We start from the raw sequence: 22,456 nt of genomic DNA on the forward strand, positions 1-22,456 counted from the left end.
CAGTATCCTTACTATTTCCCGCTGTTCCCTCGCCGTTCACGGATTCAAACCTCTATTCCTGTTGTTCATTTCCTTTTAAGCCTCTGCCTGTTGCGATTTCACAACTTCCTGCCTCACCCTCGCCAATAACTCCAGATGCATCCGGCGCCGCTCCTCCCAGTCCATCACATCCAGGGCCACCCGCTCCATGCTGCTGGTCCAGGTGCGGTTGAACTTCCCCACTCCGTTCCCCACCAGGGCCATGCCGTAAATCCTGTCGTACTCCGGTACGAATGGCCGCAGCCGTTTGGCATACCTGGGCTTGCGCAATTCCCGCAGGGCCTTGGCCTGTATCTGGCGCACCGCCTCCCCTGATGTACCGTATTCCCGGCCTATGGCCTCCATGGTCTTATTCTCCTGGTAGCGCTTCCTGATAACCTCGGGCTGCTGCCCTGGGAGACTGACCACACAATCCCACAACTCTGCTTTAAGATGTTCCTGCTGCATCCGCTCCAGGGCATCCCCTTCCACATCCTCGGCAGAGGCCACCATTTCCCCTATGGTGGTATCCTCCCCGCCGTCAATACCCTTTACAGGGCTGTCCAGGCTTCCCAGGCGGGCTATGCAAGCGTTTTCCCTTATATCCTCTATCTGTCCCAGGGTGAGGCACATAAAGGCCGCTGCCTCCCTGTCTGATGGTTCCCGGCCATATTCCTGCTGGTAAGAACTACGGAACCGCTTATACTGCTGCACCTTCTCCAGGCAGTGGACAGGAAGTCTTAAACAACTGCCGTTCATCTGAAGATATCGGCGTATCCGCTGCCGGATGTGGTATTCCGCATAGGTGAGGAACTTCACGCCCTGGGCCGGGTCGTACCCATCAATGGCAGGATACAGGGCCAGATAGCCTTCCTGCTCCAGGTCCTCCAACTCCCCGCTGTCCCGGTACTTCCAGGCCACGGCATGGATGAAGCGCCGCACCTGGGTGTACAGCTGCTCCATGTTCCCGGCCACATCCTTCCCGGCCTTAATCCTTATCACAAGCTGTTCATTGGTCAATTCCTCTTGCTTCGTTCTTGCTTCATTTAATGTTTTCCCTCTGTTCGCCCTTTGTTCGTTTGACATTTGGCACACCCCTTTATATAATCAAATTATCAAGCGAACAGAAGTGTGCCTCTGCCTGGCCTGTCCATCTGACTATGGATGGGCCTCTTTCATTGCCATATCCACATCTATGTATAATATCCTCATGGGATGCTTGCCGTAACCGCTACCATTGAAGATGTTCTCCAGTTCGTCCATTTCAAAATCCCCCAGGACTTCCGATATACCGCAGACAGTAAAGCCTTGCTGCCTTAGCTCCGCCCGTATCCCGGTGACTATCTCTATGTCATCCTCCAGACATTCCGGCGGCGTGATGGTCTGCATTGGCTTGTGAAAGTGGTTCCCGTGGCTATCACAGTAATCTACCATGAAATTTCTGGCCGTAATCGGTATCCCTATTGATTGAAACAATTTTGTTAATACCATGTGCGCCGCCTCCCCTTACAAACAGAAATTATCGCCATTGATTAACCGATTCATGGCTATACGCTTCTGGCGTTCCTGCTCCTGTTGGCGCTCCGCTTTCTGACGCTCTTTTTCCTGCGCTTTTAATTCGCTGGCTTTTTTACGTTCCTGCCGAACTAATAATTTGGGGGCCAGCGCTGCCACAAACTCTTCTTCTGAACTGGTTAATAATTCCGCTGCTTCATCATCCCTTGTGTATACTCCGTTAATAATCTCAATCTTCATTGCTCATTCTCCTTTCTTTGGTAATCTCATTACAGGCGGAGATTTAAGGCGGAAAAAGCGGAGGATACATTACAGTGAAAATTTCCTGTATTTATGGGCCTTTGAGCCACCTTTTTATCCGGCGGAGATTTTTGTAGCCGCTCAAAATTTTTGTCAAAACTTCTCAAAACTTTTGACAAAACTTTTCGGGAAATATTTCCGGTATTTATAAGCACGAAACGGAGGGAAAAACCCTCCGCTTTTTTTGACAATAATTTTGTGAATAACGCCTACTTTTCAGAAGCGGCTTCATCCTCATCTTCACACTTGGCAAGTTCCTCTTCCAAGGCTCCAATCTCATCACGGATGACCTGTCTCTGTTTGTGGAGTTCCTGAAGGTCATAAGGTGACTCCATCCCAAGGGTAGAATACTCAATACACTTGGCAATCTTCCAGTCCCCAATATCAGACTCCTGACATGAGAGCTTGGTCTTCAGGTCTCTTATTTTCTGTTCTATCTCATTTTTGCTCATTGTTGTTTTGCTCATCTCTGTGTCCTCCTCCAATAAATGGATGGATAAAAAGCTCATCAAAGAGCTTATCCATACTCTTAACTACATTGTATGAGTCATAGTGGCTCACACCGCCCTTCCATGAGGCATAGGCACATCTCACATCATCAAAGGACATCTCCCCGGCATCCATGAGCTTCCGGAACTTCTTCAGCTTTCTCCGCATCCTTGTGACGGAGTCCTTGCTGATACGTTCCTGTACCTTTCCTGTCTCTGTTAGGTTATATTTGATTTTAAGGAATGTGAAGCCATGTGACAGCTTTACTATCTGTGTTTTCTTTGGATTGATAAAGAGTCCAAGCTCATCACATATCCCTTGTATGTCATTCAGGAGCCCCTTCAGGTACTCCTTGTCTTCATGGATGATGTAGATGTCATCCATGTACCGCCCATAGTATTTCATGCCTTTTACAATCTTGCAGTAGTTGTCTATCCTTGTGGGATAGTATACTCCGGATATTTGAGATATTTGGCTTCCAATACCCACGGACTTTCTCATGTACTTTTCGCCTGTCAGCTTTGCCTTATCAATTTGAGCATGTTCCAAGGCGTTATACAGCGTTTTCATACAGTTAGCATATTCTTCATCAGTCATGTAGGAAACATCCACCCTGAAGGTATCTATGAGCTTCTCAATAAAGCTCATCGTCTCCTTATCACCAATCTTTTTCCGCATTTCCTTTATCAGACCATCATGGACTATATTGTCAAAGAATTTGCTAAAATCAATCAGTAATACATACCCTTCATTGCTCTTGTGTTTCCTGTAGAACTTGTGAAGATGTGTGCTCAACCGTTTCCTTGCAAAATGGATACCCTTGCCCTCCATGGAAGCACCATTGTCATAGGTCAGGTACTTGGAGAGCTCCGGGACAAGCACATTGTCACAGACTGACCTCTGTACCACACGGTCAGAGATGTGCATTGACTTAATATGCCTTGTTTTTCCCCTCTCATGCAGCTTGAACTCATAGAAGTCCTTCTGCTCATAGGTTCCATCCTTCATCTCCTTTTGAGTTTGGTTGATATTCCTCAAAAGGTTCATTTCATACCGCTGTACTGACTCTTTCCACGCTGTTCCCTTCTTTGACTTGTTAAAGGCATCAAGTAGGGAGTTGGCATCATATACAGACTCCATATCATTCATAGAGCTTCACCTCGTTTCTAGCACCAACTGACGTATCAGGGTGCATCAAGATGTTCCCCCATCCTCCCTCTATCAGAAGATGAGCTTCTTTACCTTTCGGAAGGACAAGCTTTCCTTTCCTGTATCGTATATCGGCACATAGCCTACACTTAGTATACATACACGAAATCGGGCGGACTCCACCATCCCCGGCGGCGTTGTTATTATTACTATTACCATTATTGTTACAATTAGCAAACGCCGCCGCCGACACCACAGCACTCAACGGTGGAAAAGTCTCTGGATACAAAGCTTGCCCCGGATAATTATACTTGTTTTTCAGCCTTTTGGGAAGCACCTTCTTTCTGTGCTTTGGCTGCTTCATTCTCCCTGATTTTCTTCAGGATTTTGTTGTCACTCTTTCTCCATCCCTTCAGGAGGGCTATCTCCTTCTCAATCATTTCCACATATCGGATATACTTCTGTGCATCCACCGGGATGATGGATATAATGTATTGCATCTCCTGAAGGAGCTGCTCACAGTTTCCTATGGCATGATTTTGGAAGTTTCTCCGGTCATAGAACTCACTCTCACATACTGGATATATCGTATTTGCCTGTGTGATGTTCATTATCATGTTGTGGAGGATATTCATTATGTTATTCCTCATCTTGTCTATGAGCCATGCCGGATATTCCTCTATTATCGTGGCTTTCATTTCATACTTCTCCACTATTTCCCGAAACTTCTGCTCATCCTCCGGCTCCATTCCCGGCACCCCATACAATGACTTGACACTCCTCACCTTGTCCTTGATGCCAAAGTCCCGGAGGAGCAGCATTGTGATTTCTCTCCGGAGCATTATGGCATTATGATAGAACTCCAAACTGGATACACTTCTTTTGTTCTTCAGAACGCTCAACCTATTTCCTCCTTCCGGTCATCTGCCCCCATACAGGGGGCAGATTAAAGATTAACCGATACAGAAATACGGGCGGACTCCACCATCCCCGGCGGCGTAGTCATTATTACTATAACCACCAGTGACACAACCAGCAAACGCCGCCGCCGACACCACAGCACTCAACCAATACCACCATCTACTTCCGTTATGTCCAAGTCCTGCTACCTTCAGGTTAGGAGCTAACCGGAACAACGGGAACTGAATATTATCACATCCTGTATCATAGAATGATGAACTAAGCACTGTGGAACCATATACCTGTATCTCACTCATAAGTTTAACTAAGCAATCCTTCCACTCCCAGTTGCTTGCATATCCTGTGATGCCTGCTCCTGCGTTTGAATTGCCTGTTGTAGATACTGCTGTTGTCAGCAATTCTCTGTGACTAAGTATATGATTATTTAATGCTGTTTGCAAGGCTGCTGCATATACAGGAAGAACCGTTTTATACATCTTAGAGCCTACATACCCACCTGTTGTCACATTTGTATCATTCATAACTGATTTTGTCTTGAAGCAGTCCTTCGGTACAATCACAGCATGATGTTTTGTGAAGGCTGTATCTCCATTATTCCAAAATACATCAAAGCCTGCCAAGATACATCTGACTGTCTCGGCACCACCCAAGTCTGTAGTGATGCTTATGTCAAAATAATCACCCACATACAAGTCCTTAAAGGTTCCTGCACTGATACGCTGACATATTTCATCCACCGTATACACATTTGTCAGATTCTTCCCTCTGTAGATGGAATTATGAGCTGCTGCACTGTCAGAAAAGACATTGATGAACTGCTCATTGAGGTATTTGTCATTGTCAAGGAGCTGCTGATGTCTCACATTCCACTCATCATAGTGTGCCGGAGTTGTCCTCTCCATTGCTGTCATCTCAAGGACAAGTTTCGGATGCTCTGCTGCTGTTATATTTGCCATTTTCTTCTTCCTCCTTAATAGTTGTCTTCAATGGTGAATGTCACCTCTGTCTCATCCTTACCTTTTGCAAGGAAATTAGAGAACGCCACCACATCTCCATCCTCATCAATGAGTGCCATCTCACTGATGAATGTACCAACAAGCTCATCTTCCTCAAGCTTGATGGTGTACTCATAGGATGTATCTGAAGTCTTGGTTGATGAAGTATAAGGCTTTCTGACCACCTCTTTCTTCAATGCTACATTCTCCGCAAGTGGTACTATCACGGTACCATCCGCATTGACACCGCCGGAACCAAGTGCAATGTGTGTTATCTTTGCAACCGTTCCGGTTGTATGGCTTGCTTCAGCCATCTTTTTTCTTCTGATTTTGGTTATCACGCTTTTTGTTGCCATTCTACAATACCTCCGTTTTTTGCCAAGCATCTATTATCTTGGAACCATCAAGGCTCCATGTTCCATCAAGGAAGATGAGGTTGTGCTCTTCATGCCATATCACCCTGAACTCCCTTGTATGTTCTACACCAAAGCTGTATGCCTGCTTGGTGGTGTATTCTGTCCTCTGTGCATCCATGAGCCGGGAGCCTGTCAGCTTCCAAAGCCCGTTGAGCTTCAGATAATCAAAGTAGTCAATGACCATCCGGTACCGCTCCAATGTCTTCCTGATGCTGTATTCCTCCTCACAAGGCTGCATCCTGTACCGCTGCTTCAGGAGCAGCTCCTCTTCATGCTGATGGTGGAATGTTGTGCTCCATCTCATTTCTCTTGGAGACATCTCTGCATCCACCACATGGCTTCCATCTGTTATCCATGAGCCATCTGTCTTCAGGTATTCAAAATAGTACATCCTGAAGCTGTATGCCGCCTTCAGGATGGCACTCTCTACCATCCGGCAGGCATAATTGTATGCCATAACTGCAAGCCCGGCTTCATGGAGCTCATAAAGGCTCTCATATCGGTATCCTATCCGGGTACCAACGGGAGTCATCTCTGCATCAAGCATATAGCTCCCATCCAGTTTCCACATTCCATCAAGCTTCCTGTAGTCATAATAGAACAGATGCTTCTTATACAGTACCTCAAGGAAGTTTCCTGTGTGTGGCTGCCTGATGCTCAAGTTATACTTGAAGAAGTAGTTGTCCTTTGCACCCACCTCTTTCCACTTCCTGACGGTCTTCCGCATAATGTCAAAACTGATAGGATGCTCCTCATCCGCATCCATCACAATTACTATGTAGAACTCCGCCCATCTGTTTTCAATGGTATCAGACTCCAATGTCCGGCTCCCATCAAGGAGCCAACTTCCATCAAGTGTGAAATGGGAAAAGCCTGTCAGGTCATTTGCTCTCACAAGAACCGGGGAAGTATATCCAAGAGTCCTCACCGCAAGCAGCACTCCCTCATTGGTACCTCCAAGCTTGCATATCTCCTCATACATGGCTATCCTTGAGCGGAAGTTCTCTGGATGTTCTCCTTCATACCGGGTGAGCCTTCTATCAGCTCCATGTACCGGGAGCATTTCATGGCTGCATGTAGCAACCATTCCCTCATCCCTTGCCCGGAGTATGTCTTCCTTTGCTTCATCAAACCTCTTGCCGAACACCCGGCAAAGGATGTACCACTTATTCAGTGCTTTCTTCAGCTTCTTCAGAGGAGTAGTGAGCAGATACCACATGTATTCAATAAAGTTCTCTATCATGGCGGCATCACTCCTTCCCCCTTGCACTCTGTACTACGTTCCGGACAGTCACATTGATGTCTCCTGCCATGATGACCTTGTCCTGTTCAAGAACCATGTCATCAGACGGTTGCAAGATGTCTGTCTTCCTGTAGTTATCAATCTTTGTACTAAGCACTTGGATGATGCTGTCCCTGTATAGGGTATTCATTTCTCCCCTTGTCAGAGCCATCATGTCCTCAATGAGTTTTGTTGCCTGTGCATCCACTCCATCCGTTGCCGCATCTTCAGCAAGGTATATCACAAGCTCAAAGTCCTGTCTCACTACTTCACTGGACTTCACAAGATAGTCCTCATAGTTTCCCTTCAGCGGCTCAATGGCTTCACCCACCTTTCTTATCAGCTCCGGAGAAGCTTCCCCTGCTGCACCTGTGACAATCACATCCACTGTGCCCTGACCTCTTGGATGCTGTGCATCAATCCGGGCATCCAGTACACCGGGTACAGCCTTTGCAGCGTTCCGGAGCTTCTCTTCTATAGTTCGTGTTGCAAGCTCCGCCCATGAGCTCATACATCTGTCACGGAGGTCTTCAAGGTCTTCCTCTTCAGCTCCTTCCTCAAAGAGCCAGTCATCCTCATTTGTCACATAGTCCACACCATCAAGGTGTATCATGGATATGGTTATTCTTCCCGGTGCTATATTGTAATAGGTTCCGGTAGCTTCAGCCTCCACAAGCACTCTTCCTACAGGTTCCCCGGCATCAATGACCGTATTCTCACAGCAATAGAACTTCAGCTCATTGCCTCCGGCATCCGGTTCTGTTTTGAAACAATGTCCTTTTGTTACCTGAAGAGCATTGTTGTATTCACTCCTGTATATGCTCACATAACCTCTTGCTGCCTTTGTCTCCTTCTGCTGTTTGGAATAGTCGGCAGCCTTAATCTTCAGCCAGTCTCCTTCAGCATGTTTGATGAAGCATCCATTCACGATAGTACGGGCAAGCTCTTTCAGCTCTATGTATATGGTCACAAGCATCCGGCAAAGGTGATAGAAGATGCCGCCCTTTTTGAAGTTCGTTATAGGAAAGCCTTCACCCTCAAGCTCTCCCTGTACCTTTTCCATCTCCTCATCTTCATCCGGGAGAGGGATAATCTTCTCCATAATGCTCTCATCTATCATTCCACAATCACCTCCACGCCATTGCTCTCAATGTCAATGTTATATTCACTATTGCTGTCTGTCCTCCGGAAGGCTATCCTGATATGGTATATATGACCGTCAAAGTTCACCGTTGTCTGTATGCTTCCGGCATCAATATAGTCCCTTTTGGACATCTTGGAACGGATACGCTGCTGTATTTCCATCTGTGTGAAGTCATCATACTCTCCCTGCATAAAGTCAAGCAGGCTCCACCCATAGCTTGCATCCCCTTCCTCATCCTCATAGAAGAGCTCACCCTCTTCTGTCATTGCCTCATTCTTAATATCCTGAAGCCAACATTCATCATCCGATACAAGGGCTGTGTCCCCGTTCCCGTCTGATACAGGCTGACCATCTTCATCAAGCATGATGTCTACATCATTTGCACCTGTTATCTGCATCAGAAGCACCTCCCTATGATATAAGGCTTGCACTCACCATACATGAGCACGATTGCCACAATCTCATTCTTCAGGACAGGTATGTCAGTTTTCACCTTCGGTACCTCCGGGAAGCGGATGTCAGGCTGCTTGTTTTTGTCAAGTATTTTGAGAGTTGCTTCATACAGCTCTCCGTTCTGTCTCACAGATACCACCTTTGCATATAAGCCGGGCGGATACTGCATGTGTGGATAGTTCTCTTTTATCTGATTTTGAAGCTCCTGCTCCACAAACATCTTCATCATGTCAGACATCCTTCTCACCTCCTGCAAAATAGATATACATGTGTACCGCTCCGGTATCATCACTTCTCACTATTGTCTTCTCTACTGTTACAATTCCGCTGTATTTGCTGTGCTGCACCTCAACTTCTTGGCTGTGGTGTATCCAAGGGATGGCTATTGTCTCCGCCTCCCAAAGGTCTCCGTACTTATTCAGGGACAGGATGGTCTCTCCCTCCTCAAGTACATATATCTCTTTCTGTTCTTCCTTGGTTCCCCAATAGAATACCTTTTTCTGAAAGAAGAACGGGTTCTTGATGCCCCATGAGCTGTTGACCTCTGCTATGGTATTGATACCGCTCTTTCTGTCAATGACAAAAAGGTCTTTCTTCCCATAATGTTCATCAGACAGCACATAGTCCTCAATCCCTGCACATGCCAATACATACCGGATGACATCCTGCGGCTCACAGTCTACAAAGGATGCCTTGATGGTCACTCTGTCAAGCTTCATCATGTCATCTTTTATCATTATTTCCTTCCAGTAGTCCGTGTCACCGCATCTGACATATCCATCAATCAGGCTGTCAAAGTCATCCTCATATCCAAGCTCAACGCTTGCTTCATCCATATCTTTGAACTTCAGGACTCCCTGAAGCTGTGGTGATAATTCCACCCGGCACCAGTCCATGTGAGACTCTTTGCTTGAGAAACACTCAACCTCTATACCATCCGTCACCTCATAGTCTCCTACTGTCACCCGGAACTCCGGGGATATTAGCTTCTTGTATCCCAAGCTTCTCACCTCCTGCTATTTCACAGCCGCCCTTGCTGCCTTCTTACCTCTGCTTGTGTTCCGGCTGTCCTTTGCCGGGCTTTTGCTTTTTGATTTCTTACTCTTTGACTTCTTTGTGCTCTTTTTAGTAGTCTTTTTCTTTGTGGTCTTCTTTTTCACCTTTATCCCGGCTATATCAGGAGCCCACAGTTCCAATGAAGCTATCCGTTTGCTCTCTGATATAACCTTCTTAGAGGTGAGGTTCTTGAAGTATACCTTTGTGATACCACGGACTGCACAGTCTTCATTGACTATTGGAAGAAGCTTCGGCTTGTCCTGACCATAAGGCTTGAAAAGCCGCTGCATCTCCGTGAGCTGTTCCAATGTGGTAGCAGTCTTTGTGTCCTCAAGCAGTATGTCTATCATCACCTTGGCATTTTCATAGCCTACAGGCTGTGACTTCTTGTATCTGCCCTTCTCATCCTGTGCCACATACACGCTTCCGGCTTCCTGAACCTCCACGCTTGTGACCTGACCTTCAAGATATATACCTCCAAGCTTCACTACCTTTTCCTGCACATACAGCATACCGCCTCACCTCCTATGTTGTTGCCGGAGTAGGGCTGTCTGTCCGGTTCTGTGCATCCTTCAGCTCATCTATCAGCTTGTAGAGCAGAGGCAAGTCCTTAATCTTGCTTATATCTACAGTGAAGCTAATCTGATGGATGGTGGTGCCGCCTTCTTTGCCCCATCTCTCTGATGTGTATGTCTCTTTTGTGGTTGTTGTCTTGCTTTCCTTTTCCTTTCGTACTGATGCAGCCTTTGAGGTCAAAGCACTTGTGATGTTTGCCCCGGTCTGCTGTACTGTATCACCGCTTTCTTCGTTCTCTCCTTTGACTACGCCTTTGACAATCTCTGTCATCTGCTTCCACAGTTTGGATAATGGAAGCACCGCTTCAGCTCCGGCTTCTCCTCCTCCCAAGAGGTTCCCTCCCATTGCTCCAAAGATGGTTGCTCCGTTCAGGATACCGCCTTCCTTGTACCATTGGATGGAGAAGGATGGCAATGAACCTTTTCCGCCGATACCATAAGGTGCCTGTCCACCATTTACACTAATATGTGGCAGCTTCAAGTCCGGAAGCTTCCATGAGAAATTGAAAACTCCTTTGATTTTCTCAATCGTACTGGACACTACAGACCTTGCCGCTTCAAGTTTTGATGAGAAGGCTGACTTGATACTGTCAAGAACTGAAGAGACCGTATCCTTTGCCGCCTGTATCTTATTGCTTATAGTAGAGCGTATACTCTCAAGCTTCCCACCTGTCAGATTGTTTATCACGGAGTATGCTGTACTGAAGGTACCCTGTACTCCTGTCATTGTTGCTGCTACAATTCCCTTTATGCCTCCGCCGCTTGACTGATATGCAGCCTGCATATTGGAGAGCTGTGTGCTTGCATAGTTCTTAGCTGCTAACATTCCGGATGATACTGCATTTGCCACACCGGACATCTTCTCACTGAATTGGTTCTTGATGTTTGTGAGCTTTCCGCCCGTCAGGTTGTCAATGAATGTGAAGCCTGCTGTGTAGTATCCCTTCACGCCTTCTACAGCCGCCGCTGCTACGCCCTTGATGCCGCCGCCATGTTCTTCATAGGCTGCCTTCATATTGCCAAGCTTTTCCTTCACGGTGTCGGATGCAGCTCCTAAGATATTTCCAAAGAAGCCCTTCACCGCTTCAAGCCCGTTTTTGATGGTGTCCTTCATCTTCGTTATGGTCTCGGTTGCATCTATGCCGATTGCCGACAATGCACCACCAACCACATCCAAAAATCCGGATGCAAACCCACCAAGGAATGAGAGGATGGCATCAAAGCAGTTGAAAAAGAAGTCCTTCAGGTCTCCGACTGCTGCGGATGCAAAGCCAAGAGCTCCCGAAAAATCGCCCTTGAATAGTGAGACAATCATGTTCACCACATTGGTAACAAAGCTCACCAAACTTGAGAGGGCATTGGTCAACGGGGTCAGTGCGGATATAATTCCCTGAATACAACCAACGAAATGACCAAGTGCTACCGTCAGGACTGCACCTAAGACAGCACCTAGTACCTCAAGGATTGGCTGCACCGCCTGATACAGTTCCATGAACTTCTGACCTAGATTTTGTAGGGCAGGCTTCAATGTCTGCCATGCCTGCATGAAGGATGATTTCACCTGTTCAAATAGTCCAATCCAAAAGCCACGGAAGGCTTCTGACTTATTCCATAGGACTACAAAGGCGGCTACTAGAGCCACTATTCCGGCTATCACCCACGTTATAGGGGAAGCAAGGAAGGCTGTATTCATTCCCAAGGTTGCGGTCTTCACAAGTCCTATAGCGTTCTTTGCTGACAGGAAAAGCTTTCCAAGGCTTCCTATCACACCCATCACGCTTCCTGCTATCACAAGGAACACTCCAAGCTTCAGGGCTATGTTCATAATGCTCTGAACCGTTTCCTGATTGTTGCTTATCCACTTGGAACCCTTCTGTATCAGTCCGCTCACTTTGTCCATGGTATTGTTGACTGCCGGAAGTAGTCCATTTCCAAGTTCCTCCACATTGTTGTGTATCTGTTGCTTCAGCACTTGGAACTTCTGCTCCGGTGTGTTGTTGATGGCTTCCGCCATCTCCTCCGTCACAGATATTCCGTTTTTCATGCTTCCCTGCAAGTCCTGTATTCCACTGTCAAGGGTCTCAACATTGTTGTATAAAAGGTCTATAAGGGCAACCGCCTCATCCGTTCCAAAGGCTTCCTTCAGTTCCCTCTTCTCTACTGCATCAATGGTCTCCCCATATTTACTCTTCAGCTCTGTCAGGATGTCCGGCATTGATAGTAGCTGATTGTTGGTATCAAGGAAGGTCAGTCCCAACTTCTCTCCGGCACTGGATGCCTGATTGAGGAAGGACTTATACTTTGTTGCTGCTTCAGAACCGGACATTGTAGTCTGAAGCTGTCCCATTATGGCAAGCTGTTCTTCAAGTGGGACATTGGCATTTGTAGCTGTGGCTCCTAGTGCTGATATCGCACTTGCCATCTCGGAGCCGGATGTCTTGTAGTTCTTAACTGCTGTTGCAATTCCGGCGGAGAACATCTCACCAAACTCAAGGTCAGACATATCATCATAAAAACCTTTATAGATACCGTAACCTGTGGCAAATAGTGAGCCCATCTCTTCCGTTGTTGATTTTGTGGCTTTACCCGTCAGGGCTGCCAGTTGTGTGAACTGTGCCACGCCTTCATCCGTCAAGGATGCTATACCTGATTTAATATCATAGGATGCCGTTATGAAGTCCGCTTTGCTTGTTCCTGCCCATGTGTTGGAGAAGCTCTTTGCCGCATCCTCCACCGCCTTCAGGTCTTTCACTCCCAAAGAGGAAAGCTCTCCAAGTGCGTTCTGTGTATCAAAGGTGGCTGTGACTGTTTTCATGGCAAGCCCGGTGATGGTTCCACCTATTCCTGCCATTGCTACCCCTGCCTTCTGCATGGTTCCAAAGGCAGAATTGAGCTTGTCTACACTACCGGATACGCTGCTCTGCACACTGTTCATCTGACCGGAAAGATTATCCACCAAGTTCAGGATGACAGACAATTTGTATACTGACTCCATACCCATGCAACCACCTCCCTGTTGCTTTTTACTTAAAATGTGATATACTATTCCTTACAAGACCATAGAGGTGTATCAAGTCCCACAGTTTCCGGCTGTGGGGCTTTTTTATTCGTCATTACTAAAATTGTCTGCTATTCCTTTTGCTACGCCTGTCTCAATATCTTCAATTCTCATCTCTCTTGCACAGTCCGCTTGACCATACAGCTCAAAGAACTCCTCAAAGGTCAGGTCTTCAAAGCTTTCTGGAAGCAGTTCCTTGGGAAGATAGGTATATATGACCATCTTCCCATAGCTCACAAAGCTGCTCTTGAACCGCTCCTTGGCATCCTCTACAGCTTTTTTACTGATGTAGTGTCTGCCAGTCCAAGCATACGGAGAAGCTTATCTGCAAGGCTGATAGTGATTGCCGGATACTCTTCCACTGTTTCCTTGAGCATGTCTCTCTGCTCATCAATGATGTTGTCAAAAGCAAAGCTCTTAGATGCCTTTGTCACAGAGTTGGACATGGTCTTCACATATCTGTCATAGGATGCTGCCTTCGGCTTCTTGAAGAGGAATGTGAACTCATCCTCTGTCTCATCATCCACCTGTACCGTTGTTACTACCGTGTAGACCTTCTCATCTGAAGCTGCATATTTCTTCTTCAGGCTCTCCACATCTGTCCTCTTCTCTGCATCAGCAGCCTTTCCTGCATTGAGGAGCTGCTCTTCTCTTGTATCATTCATGGTTTATACCTCCGTTTTTGTCATTTATTTTGTTATTAGTTACGCATCAAGACCATTGATTTTGATGCCGCCCATGGCGATACCATCAAGGTCTACCTTCATGGACTTATCTCCCTGTGCCGCCTTGAAGCTACGCTTCGACAGCACAATGTTGGTCAGTACATCCGTACAGGTTGCAGCTCCTTCGTCTGCATAGTTCACTACAATCTTCGGGATAACATACTTGTAGAAGTTCTTATATCCCTTGGACTGGATGACCCTGCACATCTCATTGAAGTCCTCACGGAGCAAGGAAAGCTTGACGGAGTTTTTCTGATTTCCGGTACCATAACCTCTAATCTTTCCGCCCCTGCCATAGATAGGCTCACTCTCCTGCTCATCGTCATAGGAGATTTCCATGGGTTCCATGTTTTCCATGCCGGAAGCTGTGATTGTCACGCTTGACCAGTCATAGACTTTTCCGTTGATTAACTGCTTATTTGCCATCTGTATCTACCTCCTTCCTAAGATGCTGCATAAGGGTTCTCTACTGCAAAGGTGAGGTTCATCTCCCTCACATGTCCCATAGGTACATAAGTGATATTGATGTCAAGCTTCTCATCCACAAGGATGTTGAGGTTCTCCGTGTCAATGGTCACGCTTCCGGAGCTGATGACTTTATCACGGACTGCATCTTCCACAGGTGTATTGAGCTGCTCCTGAATGTTTGTGATGCTTGTCTCAATATCTCCGGGGTCAACCTCCACCTGAAGCTCATCAAGTGCCTTTGCCCTGACAGCCTTGACAAGTCTGTTCGACACCCTGACATCTTCAGCATAGGAGTAGTCACTACCTTCAGGTGACATCATATTTGCAGAGGTCACATAGTAGTCTTCCTTGCCAATGTACTGCCTGATGGTCACATACTTTGCCTTGTCCAAGGTCTCAATATAGTCCTCAATTCCTTCAGGAAGGAGCTTGAGAAGCTTTGCTTCAGAGATAGGGAAGCTCTTCACCTCTCCAATGCTCTGTGACTCTTTGGCTCTTCCATAGAGTCCGGTCACAATTCCTGCATTGTTGATGTCCTGAACCCTTCCATCCATTCTCTGATAACGGGAATTGCTACATACAACCTGCATGTAGATATTGTTGATGCCCTTCCGTTCCTCAAGCATTGCGTTCACATAATCCTCAAGGCTCTCATCTGCCTTCTTTCCTCTTGCCTCACAGACAAAGAACAGAGGTCTCTTGTACTTAGTCAGGAAGTCATTGGCAATCGTACACAGAGAAGCCCACAAAGCCTTGGATGATACTCCAACGATATGAACAAACTCAAACATAAGAGGGCTGTTGATGAGGCTCTCAACCGCACTGATTACTGACTCATTGCTCATAGCCGGTGATGTGGTGGAGAATGTGAAACGGTCTCCCTCCATAAAGCTGTCACCGCCTTCTGCATCCGTGAACTTTGCAGTCAGTCCGGTAGTTGCCAGTTCTGCCTCTCCGGTGATAGGTATTGTCATTTCCTCTGTGAAGGTATTTCCTCCATCCAATGAGTATCTGAAGCTTCCCTCATTGCACTCTCCGGCATCCATTACCTCAACCACAATGTCATAGGCATTGTTAGGGCTTCCCTTTACCTCAAAGGTACCGTATCCCTTTTGGTCTTCCGTGATTTTTCCAATGGTTCCGGCTGTCCCTGCTTTCACCGGGATGCAATAGATTGAGGATGCTCCCCACTCAACCGCATCAATGCAGGCATCAGCAAGAGGTGTGTTGCCAACCTTCTCCTTGATTTTCTTGGCGTTCATTGTGCCACTAATCAGGATAGGTGACTTGCTTTCCACATTGGAAATGCCGATTTTGATTGATGTCCCGGTACCCGTGGAGCTGCTTCTCCCAAGGTTCCCGTCTTCGACTTTTACATTTACATCTCCAAACATTATCCCTTTGCCTCCTTGTCTTTCTTACTCCCGTCAACCGGGGCTTTCCGGAAGGCTTCACAGGCTTCTTTGAACTCTTTCTCTTCCACCTGTCTTCCACTCTTCCATCCGTTTGCTGCCTTCGTTCCTTCAAACACCGCATCAGATACACCAAGTTTCTGCTTGAGTTCCTCAATGCTCATTAAGGATGCAGCCTGTTTTGTTTCTGCCATGATTATTCCTCCTTATCCGACAGAGCCAATGTCCATTGGCTTAATGTCTCTATCTTGATAGATACCGCCTTCAAAAGTGATGTCGAACTGTACCGCTACTTTCGCCTTCAGGATACTGTCACCCTCTTCTACCCAGTCCGCTTCACCTACCACGATATTCACCCAGTTACCATCCACATCAATTCCCTTCTTCAGGTTTCGGAGAAAGTTCTCAAGGATTTCCTCCACCTTCTCCTCTGATGTGTCCGCTATCACTATATGGAGTGATGTGCTCCTGTCCCACAGCTTCACTCTACGCTTCCGCTGCCCCTCTTGGTCTATGTATGTTTTTTTTGAGCCGGAGCGTGCGAATGTCTCACCGTTTCGCAATACTGCACCAACGTGGACTTCGTTTCCTGCCTTCAGCTTTTTCATATTGGTGTAGACCTGACTCTTGATGCCGGAGCTCTTCAGCGTTTCTATTAAGTAGTTCCTTTCCTTTACCATGTCCTACTCCTCAAAAATTTCCTCCAAGGTGTCCTTGATGTCCTGCTCATCCTCTTCACTGATACCCAAGAACGGTCTTGGTGGTATGCTTACTTTGACAGAGGCTACTCTCTTCCATTGTCCACCAATCTTGAATGTGAGGTACTTTTTATTCTTTGCTCTTATTGTCCGCTCATCACCAAATTGGTGTGTGGCAGCCCTGATGTCATTGGTACCTACTGCAAGTCCACTGTCACTCACTTCTGACCGGATGCTTGTTTTGAGCTGTGTGGTCTTGGTGAGCGTCTTGCCGCCTTCCTCCTGTGCCCGGATGGATGGCTTCCAACTTGTACCTTCCGGAGTCTTCTCCTCCGTGAAGCGTTCCACTGTGGAAGTCCTCAATCCTTCCGCTATGGAGTTCAGAACCCCACGGGTCTCAAGGTGGCTCAATCGGTTCAGGCGTTGGAGCAGCTCATCAGTATCTCCGGACATCTCTGCCCTGATTGACGACATCCCATCACCATCCTCTCATACTGTCCCTTGAGAACACCCTGCCTGAAGACTTCATCTTGAAGCCATTGGCTGCTTCGCTGCTTCCTCCTTTTTCCTCAACGCCTATGCTTATGATGCCCTTTGCCACATCAAGCAGAAACTTGATGGCTGCGTTGTATCGGTTCAGGAAGGTCTTCTCCCGGTCACTCTCATCTATACCTGTCCTTGATACAAGGTTGTATACAGATATGTCTTTTGCAAATTTGTTGATGACCTGTGGTGTCTTAGTGAAGGGAACTCTGTACCGTTTGGCAAGGTACCCGTCAATCTCGGCACAAGCATCAGATATAGCAGACTCACATAGTGTTGCAATCTTAGCTTCACGCTCCTGCTCATCTTCTATGTACTCATCTCCAATGATGACATTCTTCATATCATCCTTTATCATTTCAAGAACCTCTCCAACAGTACAGTACATTCCAATCACCTACTTCTTATCCCTGTGCCTGTGCTTCTACTTCTCCGGTAGAGCCATACGCCATCTGCCAAAAACCATATCCTGCATTGCTTCTTCCATCAGCTCCATACAGGTACTCATCCAACATGAAGACATTCTCATCAGTGTCTCTTGTTAAGGATGTGAACTTGATTTTCTTTCTAAGCTGATAGATGAAAGGCTTCAGGAAGCGGTTGGTGCAAAGAAGGAACCAATACTCCGGATGCTCTGCAAGGGCAGGCTCTACATGAAGCTTTGCTGTTCCCTTCAGCACGTTTGTGGTACCGTCAATCTGGTCTGCTTCCAAGATGAGCCTTGCTGTCTCCTCCAATGCCGGAGGTACAACCAAAAGGTCAGGCACAAGCTTCAGGCTCTTGCCCTTATCTCCCTTGATGCTCATAATGGAGCTTCTTCCTTCCATGTAGGACTCCCTTGACAGCTTCTTATTGCTTCTGTTGCTGTAGGTCGCATCACCTACCTTGTGGGCTGTATTAAAGAATGAAAGCCCGTCATAGCACTTCTCATTGAAGCCGCTCATCATAGCACCAAAGACAAGCTCATCCGGCTGCAATGCAGCAGCTTCTCCCATGTTGGAGAAGAGAGGAGTATACACTCCATACTTGTCATCCTCAATGTCATCTCTCGGTACACCAATGGTCATCTCAAACTTTTTGTTCTTGATGAGGTAGTCATAAGCAGCAAGAGCCTGTACTTCTCTCTCACCAATCCACTCTCTCATGCCCGGCATCTGACCAAGCCACTTGTAATCCTGCTCTCCTGTGGTGCTCGGTACCACAGTTGCAACCTTCTGATAATTGGACTGTGTGGTATCAAAGCTCTTGTTGAAAGCTGTTGAGTATCCCACTGTAAGTCCGTGTAAATTTGCCTGATTAACAATCATGTTTCATGTCCTCCTTATACCTGTGTTATGTCTACGGTAACGCCATCATCATCTACCTCTAAGATGGTGCCTGCTACACTTGAGCCATCCGCTGTGATGGTCACTGTCTTCTCATCCTTGATGTAGCACTTCTTCAGGATGTCAGTCTCTTTGATGGTTCCATCATTCTCCCATACGAATGTCCCACGCTTCACACTGACAGTCTGCTCACCATCTGCCCCGTTACGGTTGTCACAATATCTCTGCACACATCCGGCAATCAGGAGCCCGGCGGAAGCAGTTGCCTCTACTGCATAACCATCTGAATTGATGGCTGCCATTGTTGCCTCTGTCAGTTCTGCTCCTCCCTTGACAGGGATGTTGAGCATCCGGTTCCCGGTTCTCTCGTTTCCTGCTCTGTTCATCTCTTAGTCCTCCTTCTTGTTGTACTTCTTAACATCCTCCATGGATACTCCCATGTTCTTGAGGATGGCTACATCCACCTCATCAGAGTTGGAAGCTGCCGGAGCATCCTTCAGGTCAAGCTTGCCCTGCGGAACTACTACAGGAGCCTTGTCCACAAAGCCCTTGAAGCCTTCCATATCCTTCAGGGCGTATGACTTAGCCCATTCAGACTGTGCGGCTGTGATTTTTCCTGCCTTCAATGCCTTCTGAACCTCCTCATCTGCATCTCTTTCAGCCATACGCTGCTTGAGTGCAAGGAGTTCAGCCTGTGTATCCGGTGCTCCTGCCTTCAGAGCCATGATGGAAGCTGCCACATCCTCGGTCTTGGCATCCGCCTTCAGTCCAAGCATGGAAAGGATGGTGCTGTTTGCCACCATGTCAGCCCCTTCAGGCTTCGGTTCACCATCTCCCGGCTTCCCATCTCCTTCACCCGGCTTCTTTCCATCCATTTCTTTGAGCTTCTCTGCTGCTTTTGCAGCATCCTCAACCGCTTTCTTGATTTCCTCTTCCGTTGCGGTCTCCGGAAGTCCTAATGCCTTTGCAAGTTCCTTTAAGTCCATGATATTTCCTCCTTCTGAAATGTCCTCTATATCAAGGGAGTTCACTAATGCAAACATCCCATCAATAGCAGGTGTGTTTGTAAGTGCAACAGAGTGTATTGCTGTTGCCTTTTGGTCTCTTTTTCGCACCAATACCACCGGGGAGAGGTATCTGTACTCCTTATTCTTCAGGTACTCGGCTGCTTTTGGTGTCCATTCCACCTTTGCAATGATGGCATCTTCACCTTTGTAGAGGTCTTTTATCCATCCGCCTGCCGGAGCCTGCACATCTGACAGTGTTTGGTGCTCATAATCAATGACAAGGTCAAGCTTTCTGTCCTTGAACTGTTTCCGGATGAGCTCAAAGCTCTCATCATCCACATTGAAGTCCCCCTTTTGGGAATGTACTCTTCCAAGGGGAAGTATTTTGATTTCTGTAGGCACACCGGAGAGCTCCACGCCCTGTCCGGCACATGCAATCAGCTTTGCCATATCCGCTCACCTCTTTCCTTTGCTTTCTGATAGCGTTATAACGCGTTATAACGCCCCTTAGAGCTTCTCAATGTAAATATCCTTAGATTTACCTATCCGAACACTCACAGCCTCTTAAAAAGGCTCTCATTTTGTTTCACCATCTTCCGGCTGTTTTCTCTCCCTAAACATCTTCCTAAGCTCCGGAGATATATTGGTCATGTCCGGCTTCCATACGGTCTTTGCCGGGTTATTGGAGAAGCCCTTGTCAGGAAACTTTGTGAGTATCTCTCCGGTGGAGTAGTCCACATCATACGGTGCCTCTGTTTCAACATGCAATCCCATCCTTTCAACCTGTTTTTTTGACAAGCTCACCACCATGCAGCGGCACCGGAACCCGTTGGGTGGGTACCATACATCCCATATAGGGTCATCTGCCCGGTACACTCTTCCTTCCATGACTGCATGTGACTCTCTCACATGTCCGTCTCCGGCTGTCCGGTATCTCCAATATGGTCTTAGCTTCATTGTGGTCTCATTTGTCATGCTCTTATAGTGTCCTGCATTGAGGGCGGTCTGCATGTTAGTCCTGAAGATGTTGTCACACTTCCAAGGATTGATGCCCTCATATCCATGCTCCTCAAGGAACCTGTTCATATCTTCCAGGAACTGCTCCTTGGTGGTTCCTTCTTCTGCTGCTTTTGTCAGGCAGTCAAGAAACTCCTGAAGGACTTCAAGACTTGTATATCCTGACACCGTGAAAGCCTTTGCCCGGCTCTCATCAGACAGCATCTTATACTCTTCACTTGTCAGTGTTCTCTTCCCCTTCAGGAACGCCACCGCCTCCTTGAAGACAAAGTCCTTTGTCAGTCCATACAATACATCCATTAGTCCATTGACCTCCCTATCAGGTGTGACAGATAGATGCCCTGCTGTATCAGGTCTTCAAGCTCCGGGCTCTCCATATCCTGATACAACTCACGGAGCTTCTTTTCATCCTTCAGAACCTTTTGCAGCTCATCCATGTCCTCCGCTTTGTCAATCATTTTGAAAATAGGCTTCATCATCTCCCGGAAGATGTCCTCTGATTGCTTATTAGCAATGGAGACGATTGTGTCCACCTGTCTCTGTTCTGCCTGTCCCTCTTCCTGCTTCAGCTTCAGCTCCTCCGTTGTTTCCATTGGTTGCTGCTGTGCTGTCATCATTCCTGCCTGCGGCGGCTTCAGGACTTCCTCACCGTTTTCCGGCTTCGGTATGTTGAATTTCTTGTATATGTGGCTCTTTGGTATCTCAAGCCCCATATCACAGGCAAGTGTCTTGTATATTTCAACTACTTCCTTCTGGTCTTCCACCTCATGGCAGTCAAAGCCAAAGAATGGTATGTTTGCTTCACTTCCATAGTTAAACTCTACAAGCGGTCTGATAATGTCCCGGCGGATTGTCACAGCTAATGACTTTGCATCAGCTACAGTCAGGTCATGCCTGACCTCGTTATGGGTCTTTGACTGTGCATAAGAGCCTCCGCCGCTGTCTGATGTGAGTGTCTGTCCAAGGATTGCCTTGCTTATCTGCTCATCACAATACCGGGCAAGCTTCTCATATATCTCTACGCTTGTGGTCTTCTGTGACTCAATGAACTCTATCATTGTGGAGCTCGGCACAATCCCGGCTGCATCCGTTCCAAGACTGATGATGGCTTCCATGAGCTGCTTCTTGTCACTCTCTGATGCAGAAGCATCATACTTACCAAGACGGAGCGGCATACCGAACACTTCACAGAAGCTCACCCAATCCTTGATGTCATAGTTCTTGAACAGGTACATCCATGAGACAACCCTCATAATTCCTGCCCGGCTTGCGTGTCCTGACTTTGCCTTGTACTTATGTACTACGAACTTATTCTCCGGAAGCTCCACACCGGAAGGATACTCTCTTGTGCATACCTTCAGCTCATCCGTGGTACTATCCCACACAAGCTTTTTAGGATGCACATACTCAATATCCTCAATGACATTCCTTCCATCCTCTACTGTCCATGCAAGCTCCATGATGCTGATACCCTTTCCAATGGCATCCAACATATCAATGAGCACTTCATCAAAGTTCTCAATTCCCTTGAGCTGCTCATCTATGAAGTCCGCTATCTCCTTGTCAATCTCATCTTCAGAGAATGGCTGCACTTCCCAATCAAGACCCGTCACAGCAAGCTTTCTTGTCTGCATCTGTGAGAAGAGGTGTGTATCCTTTTCCTCCATCTCCTCAAAGAGCTCCATCTGTGCCCTGACATTCCCTTCATCAGCTTCCCGAAAGATACGGGCAAGCCTGCGTGGTGTCAGTCCGTTGGATGGATAATCAGAGAACTTGTCATTGACATCCCCAACCGCCACTCTTGCGGTCACGGGTCTTTTTGTTCCTGTATCTACATCCGGATTGAAGGGTACTCCTCCGCCCCGGTTCCTTTTCTTTCTTTTTGCCATG

General features: G+C 47.1%; 29 protein-coding genes. All 29 read right to left on the reverse strand.

What is annotated here, in order from left to right:
- Positions 1 to 75 precede the first annotated feature (75 nt).
- Positions 76 to 1,104, reverse strand: coding sequence for a sigma-70 family RNA polymerase sigma factor (locus FGS84_RS24825; RefSeq protein WP_138310973.1), 1,029 nt, complete (start codon positions 1,102 to 1,104; stop codon positions 76 to 78).
- A gap of 72 nt (positions 1,105 to 1,176) precedes the next feature.
- Entirely contained in the window at positions 1,177 to 1,509 is a 333-nt protein-coding gene (locus tag FGS84_RS24830) for a hypothetical protein (RefSeq protein WP_138310974.1), read from the reverse strand.
- Between the two features lie 15 nt (positions 1,510 to 1,524).
- Entirely contained in the window at positions 1,525 to 1,773 is a 249-nt protein-coding gene (locus FGS84_RS24835) for a hypothetical protein (protein WP_138310975.1), read from the reverse strand.
- A 269-nt stretch (positions 1,774 to 2,042) separates the two neighbouring features.
- Complete coding sequence (locus FGS84_RS24840) at positions 2,043 to 2,300, reverse strand: hypothetical protein (protein ID WP_009295633.1); 258 nt, start codon at positions 2,298 to 2,300, stop codon at positions 2,043 to 2,045.
- A complete protein-coding gene (locus FGS84_RS24845) occupies positions 2,272 to 3,471 on the reverse strand; it encodes an RNA-directed DNA polymerase (RefSeq protein ID WP_009295632.1) in 1,200 nt (399 codons plus the stop codon). The genes FGS84_RS24840 and FGS84_RS24845 overlap by 29 nt, the downstream gene beginning before the upstream one ends.
- Positions 3,464 to 3,835, reverse strand: coding sequence for a hypothetical protein (locus FGS84_RS24850; RefSeq protein WP_138310976.1), 372 nt, complete (start codon positions 3,833 to 3,835; stop codon positions 3,464 to 3,466). Before FGS84_RS24850 ends, FGS84_RS24845 begins: the two co-directional genes overlap by 8 nt.
- Positions 3,777 to 4,184 (reverse strand): hypothetical protein, encoded by a 408-nt coding sequence (locus FGS84_RS31270; RefSeq protein ID WP_207671140.1) that lies wholly within the window; start codon positions 4,182 to 4,184, stop codon positions 3,777 to 3,779. The genes FGS84_RS24850 and FGS84_RS31270 overlap by 59 nt, the downstream gene beginning before the upstream one ends.
- A 240-nt stretch (positions 4,185 to 4,424) precedes the next feature.
- Positions 4,425 to 5,348, reverse strand: a complete 924-nt coding sequence (locus FGS84_RS24860; RefSeq protein ID WP_138310977.1) for a hypothetical protein — start codon at positions 5,346 to 5,348, stop codon at positions 4,425 to 4,427.
- 14 nt (positions 5,349 to 5,362) lie between these two features.
- On the reverse strand, positions 5,363 to 5,743 hold the full coding sequence (locus FGS84_RS24865; protein ID WP_009295629.1) for a phage tail protein: 381 nt from the start codon (positions 5,741 to 5,743) through the stop codon (positions 5,363 to 5,365).
- 1 nt (position 5,744) lies between these two features.
- Positions 5,745 to 7,046, reverse strand: coding sequence for a hypothetical protein (locus FGS84_RS24870; protein ID WP_009295628.1), 1,302 nt, complete (start codon positions 7,044 to 7,046; stop codon positions 5,745 to 5,747).
- A 7-nt stretch (positions 7,047 to 7,053) separates the two neighbouring features.
- The gene (locus FGS84_RS24875) at positions 7,054 to 8,205 is read right to left on the reverse strand and encodes a baseplate J/gp47 family protein (protein ID WP_138310978.1); all 1,152 of its coding nucleotides are present in this window, start codon (positions 8,203 to 8,205) and stop codon (positions 7,054 to 7,056) included.
- On the reverse strand, positions 8,202 to 8,627 hold the full coding sequence (locus FGS84_RS24880; RefSeq protein WP_009295626.1) for a hypothetical protein: 426 nt from the start codon (positions 8,625 to 8,627) through the stop codon (positions 8,202 to 8,204). The genes FGS84_RS24875 and FGS84_RS24880 overlap by 4 nt, the downstream gene beginning before the upstream one ends.
- On the reverse strand, positions 8,627 to 8,920 hold the full coding sequence (locus FGS84_RS24885) for a hypothetical protein (protein WP_009295625.1): 294 nt from the start codon (positions 8,918 to 8,920) through the stop codon (positions 8,627 to 8,629). Before FGS84_RS24885 ends, FGS84_RS24880 begins: the two co-directional genes overlap by 1 nt.
- Positions 8,913 to 9,683 carry a hypothetical protein gene (locus FGS84_RS24890; RefSeq protein ID WP_009295624.1) on the reverse strand — a complete coding sequence of 257 codons (771 nt, stop codon included), beginning with the start codon at positions 9,681 to 9,683 and terminating at the stop codon, positions 8,913 to 8,915. Before FGS84_RS24890 ends, FGS84_RS24885 begins: the two co-directional genes overlap by 8 nt.
- A gap of 15 nt (positions 9,684 to 9,698) precedes the next feature.
- Positions 9,699 to 10,250 carry a hypothetical protein gene (locus FGS84_RS24895; RefSeq protein WP_009295623.1) on the reverse strand — a complete coding sequence of 184 codons (552 nt, stop codon included), beginning with the start codon at positions 10,248 to 10,250 and terminating at the stop codon, positions 9,699 to 9,701.
- A gap of 13 nt (positions 10,251 to 10,263) precedes the next feature.
- Positions 10,264 to 13,314, reverse strand: a complete 3,051-nt coding sequence (locus FGS84_RS24900) for a phage tail tape measure protein (protein ID WP_138310979.1) — start codon at positions 13,312 to 13,314, stop codon at positions 10,264 to 10,266.
- A 102-nt stretch (positions 13,315 to 13,416) separates the two neighbouring features.
- Complete coding sequence (locus FGS84_RS24905) at positions 13,417 to 13,608, reverse strand: hypothetical protein (protein ID WP_138310980.1); 192 nt, start codon at positions 13,606 to 13,608, stop codon at positions 13,417 to 13,419.
- Between the two features lie 32 nt (positions 13,609 to 13,640).
- The gene (locus tag FGS84_RS24910) at positions 13,641 to 14,036 is read right to left on the reverse strand and encodes a hypothetical protein (RefSeq protein ID WP_009295620.1); all 396 of its coding nucleotides are present in this window, start codon (positions 14,034 to 14,036) and stop codon (positions 13,641 to 13,643) included.
- A 39-nt stretch (positions 14,037 to 14,075) separates the two neighbouring features.
- Positions 14,076 to 14,522, reverse strand: a complete 447-nt coding sequence (locus tag FGS84_RS24915; RefSeq protein ID WP_009295619.1) for a hypothetical protein — start codon at positions 14,520 to 14,522, stop codon at positions 14,076 to 14,078.
- Positions 14,523 to 14,539: 17 nt separating this feature from the next.
- Positions 14,540 to 15,958 carry a DUF2586 domain-containing protein gene (locus tag FGS84_RS24920; protein ID WP_009295618.1) on the reverse strand — a complete coding sequence of 473 codons (1,419 nt, stop codon included), beginning with the start codon at positions 15,956 to 15,958 and terminating at the stop codon, positions 14,540 to 14,542.
- Positions 15,958 to 16,170, reverse strand: a complete 213-nt coding sequence (locus FGS84_RS24925; RefSeq protein WP_009295617.1) for a hypothetical protein — start codon at positions 16,168 to 16,170, stop codon at positions 15,958 to 15,960. Before FGS84_RS24925 ends, FGS84_RS24920 begins: the two co-directional genes overlap by 1 nt.
- A gap of 12 nt (positions 16,171 to 16,182) precedes the next feature.
- A complete protein-coding gene (locus FGS84_RS24930) occupies positions 16,183 to 16,656 on the reverse strand; it encodes a hypothetical protein (RefSeq protein WP_009320355.1) in 474 nt (157 codons plus the stop codon).
- A gap of 3 nt (positions 16,657 to 16,659) precedes the next feature.
- Positions 16,660 to 17,148 (reverse strand): phage virion morphogenesis protein, encoded by a 489-nt coding sequence (locus FGS84_RS24935; RefSeq protein ID WP_009320356.1) that lies wholly within the window; start codon positions 17,146 to 17,148, stop codon positions 16,660 to 16,662.
- 4 nt (positions 17,149 to 17,152) lie between these two features.
- Complete coding sequence (locus FGS84_RS24940) at positions 17,153 to 17,605, reverse strand: DUF1320 domain-containing protein (RefSeq protein WP_009295614.1); 453 nt, start codon at positions 17,603 to 17,605, stop codon at positions 17,153 to 17,155.
- A gap of 16 nt (positions 17,606 to 17,621) precedes the next feature.
- Entirely contained in the window at positions 17,622 to 18,524 is a 903-nt protein-coding gene (locus FGS84_RS24945; RefSeq protein WP_009295613.1) for a Mu-like prophage major head subunit gpT family protein, read from the reverse strand.
- A 14-nt stretch (positions 18,525 to 18,538) separates the two neighbouring features.
- On the reverse strand, positions 18,539 to 18,928 hold the full coding sequence (locus FGS84_RS24950; protein ID WP_009295612.1) for a hypothetical protein: 390 nt from the start codon (positions 18,926 to 18,928) through the stop codon (positions 18,539 to 18,541).
- Positions 18,929 to 18,931: 3 nt separating this feature from the next.
- Positions 18,932 to 19,999 carry a phage protease gene (locus tag FGS84_RS24955; protein WP_138310981.1) on the reverse strand — a complete coding sequence of 356 codons (1,068 nt, stop codon included), beginning with the start codon at positions 19,997 to 19,999 and terminating at the stop codon, positions 18,932 to 18,934.
- 126 nt (positions 20,000 to 20,125) lie between these two features.
- Complete coding sequence (locus FGS84_RS24960; protein WP_138310982.1) at positions 20,126 to 20,866, reverse strand: phage minor head protein; 741 nt, start codon at positions 20,864 to 20,866, stop codon at positions 20,126 to 20,128.
- A complete protein-coding gene (locus tag FGS84_RS24965; RefSeq protein WP_009295609.1) occupies positions 20,866 to 22,455 on the reverse strand; it encodes a DUF935 domain-containing protein in 1,590 nt (529 codons plus the stop codon). The genes FGS84_RS24960 and FGS84_RS24965 overlap by 1 nt, the downstream gene beginning before the upstream one ends.
- Position 22,456: the final 1 nt, after the last annotated feature.

Source organism: Clostridium sp. 1001271st1 H5 (assembly GCF_005845215.1).
Taxonomy (GTDB): Bacteria; Bacillota; Clostridia; order Lachnospirales; family Lachnospiraceae; genus Enterocloster.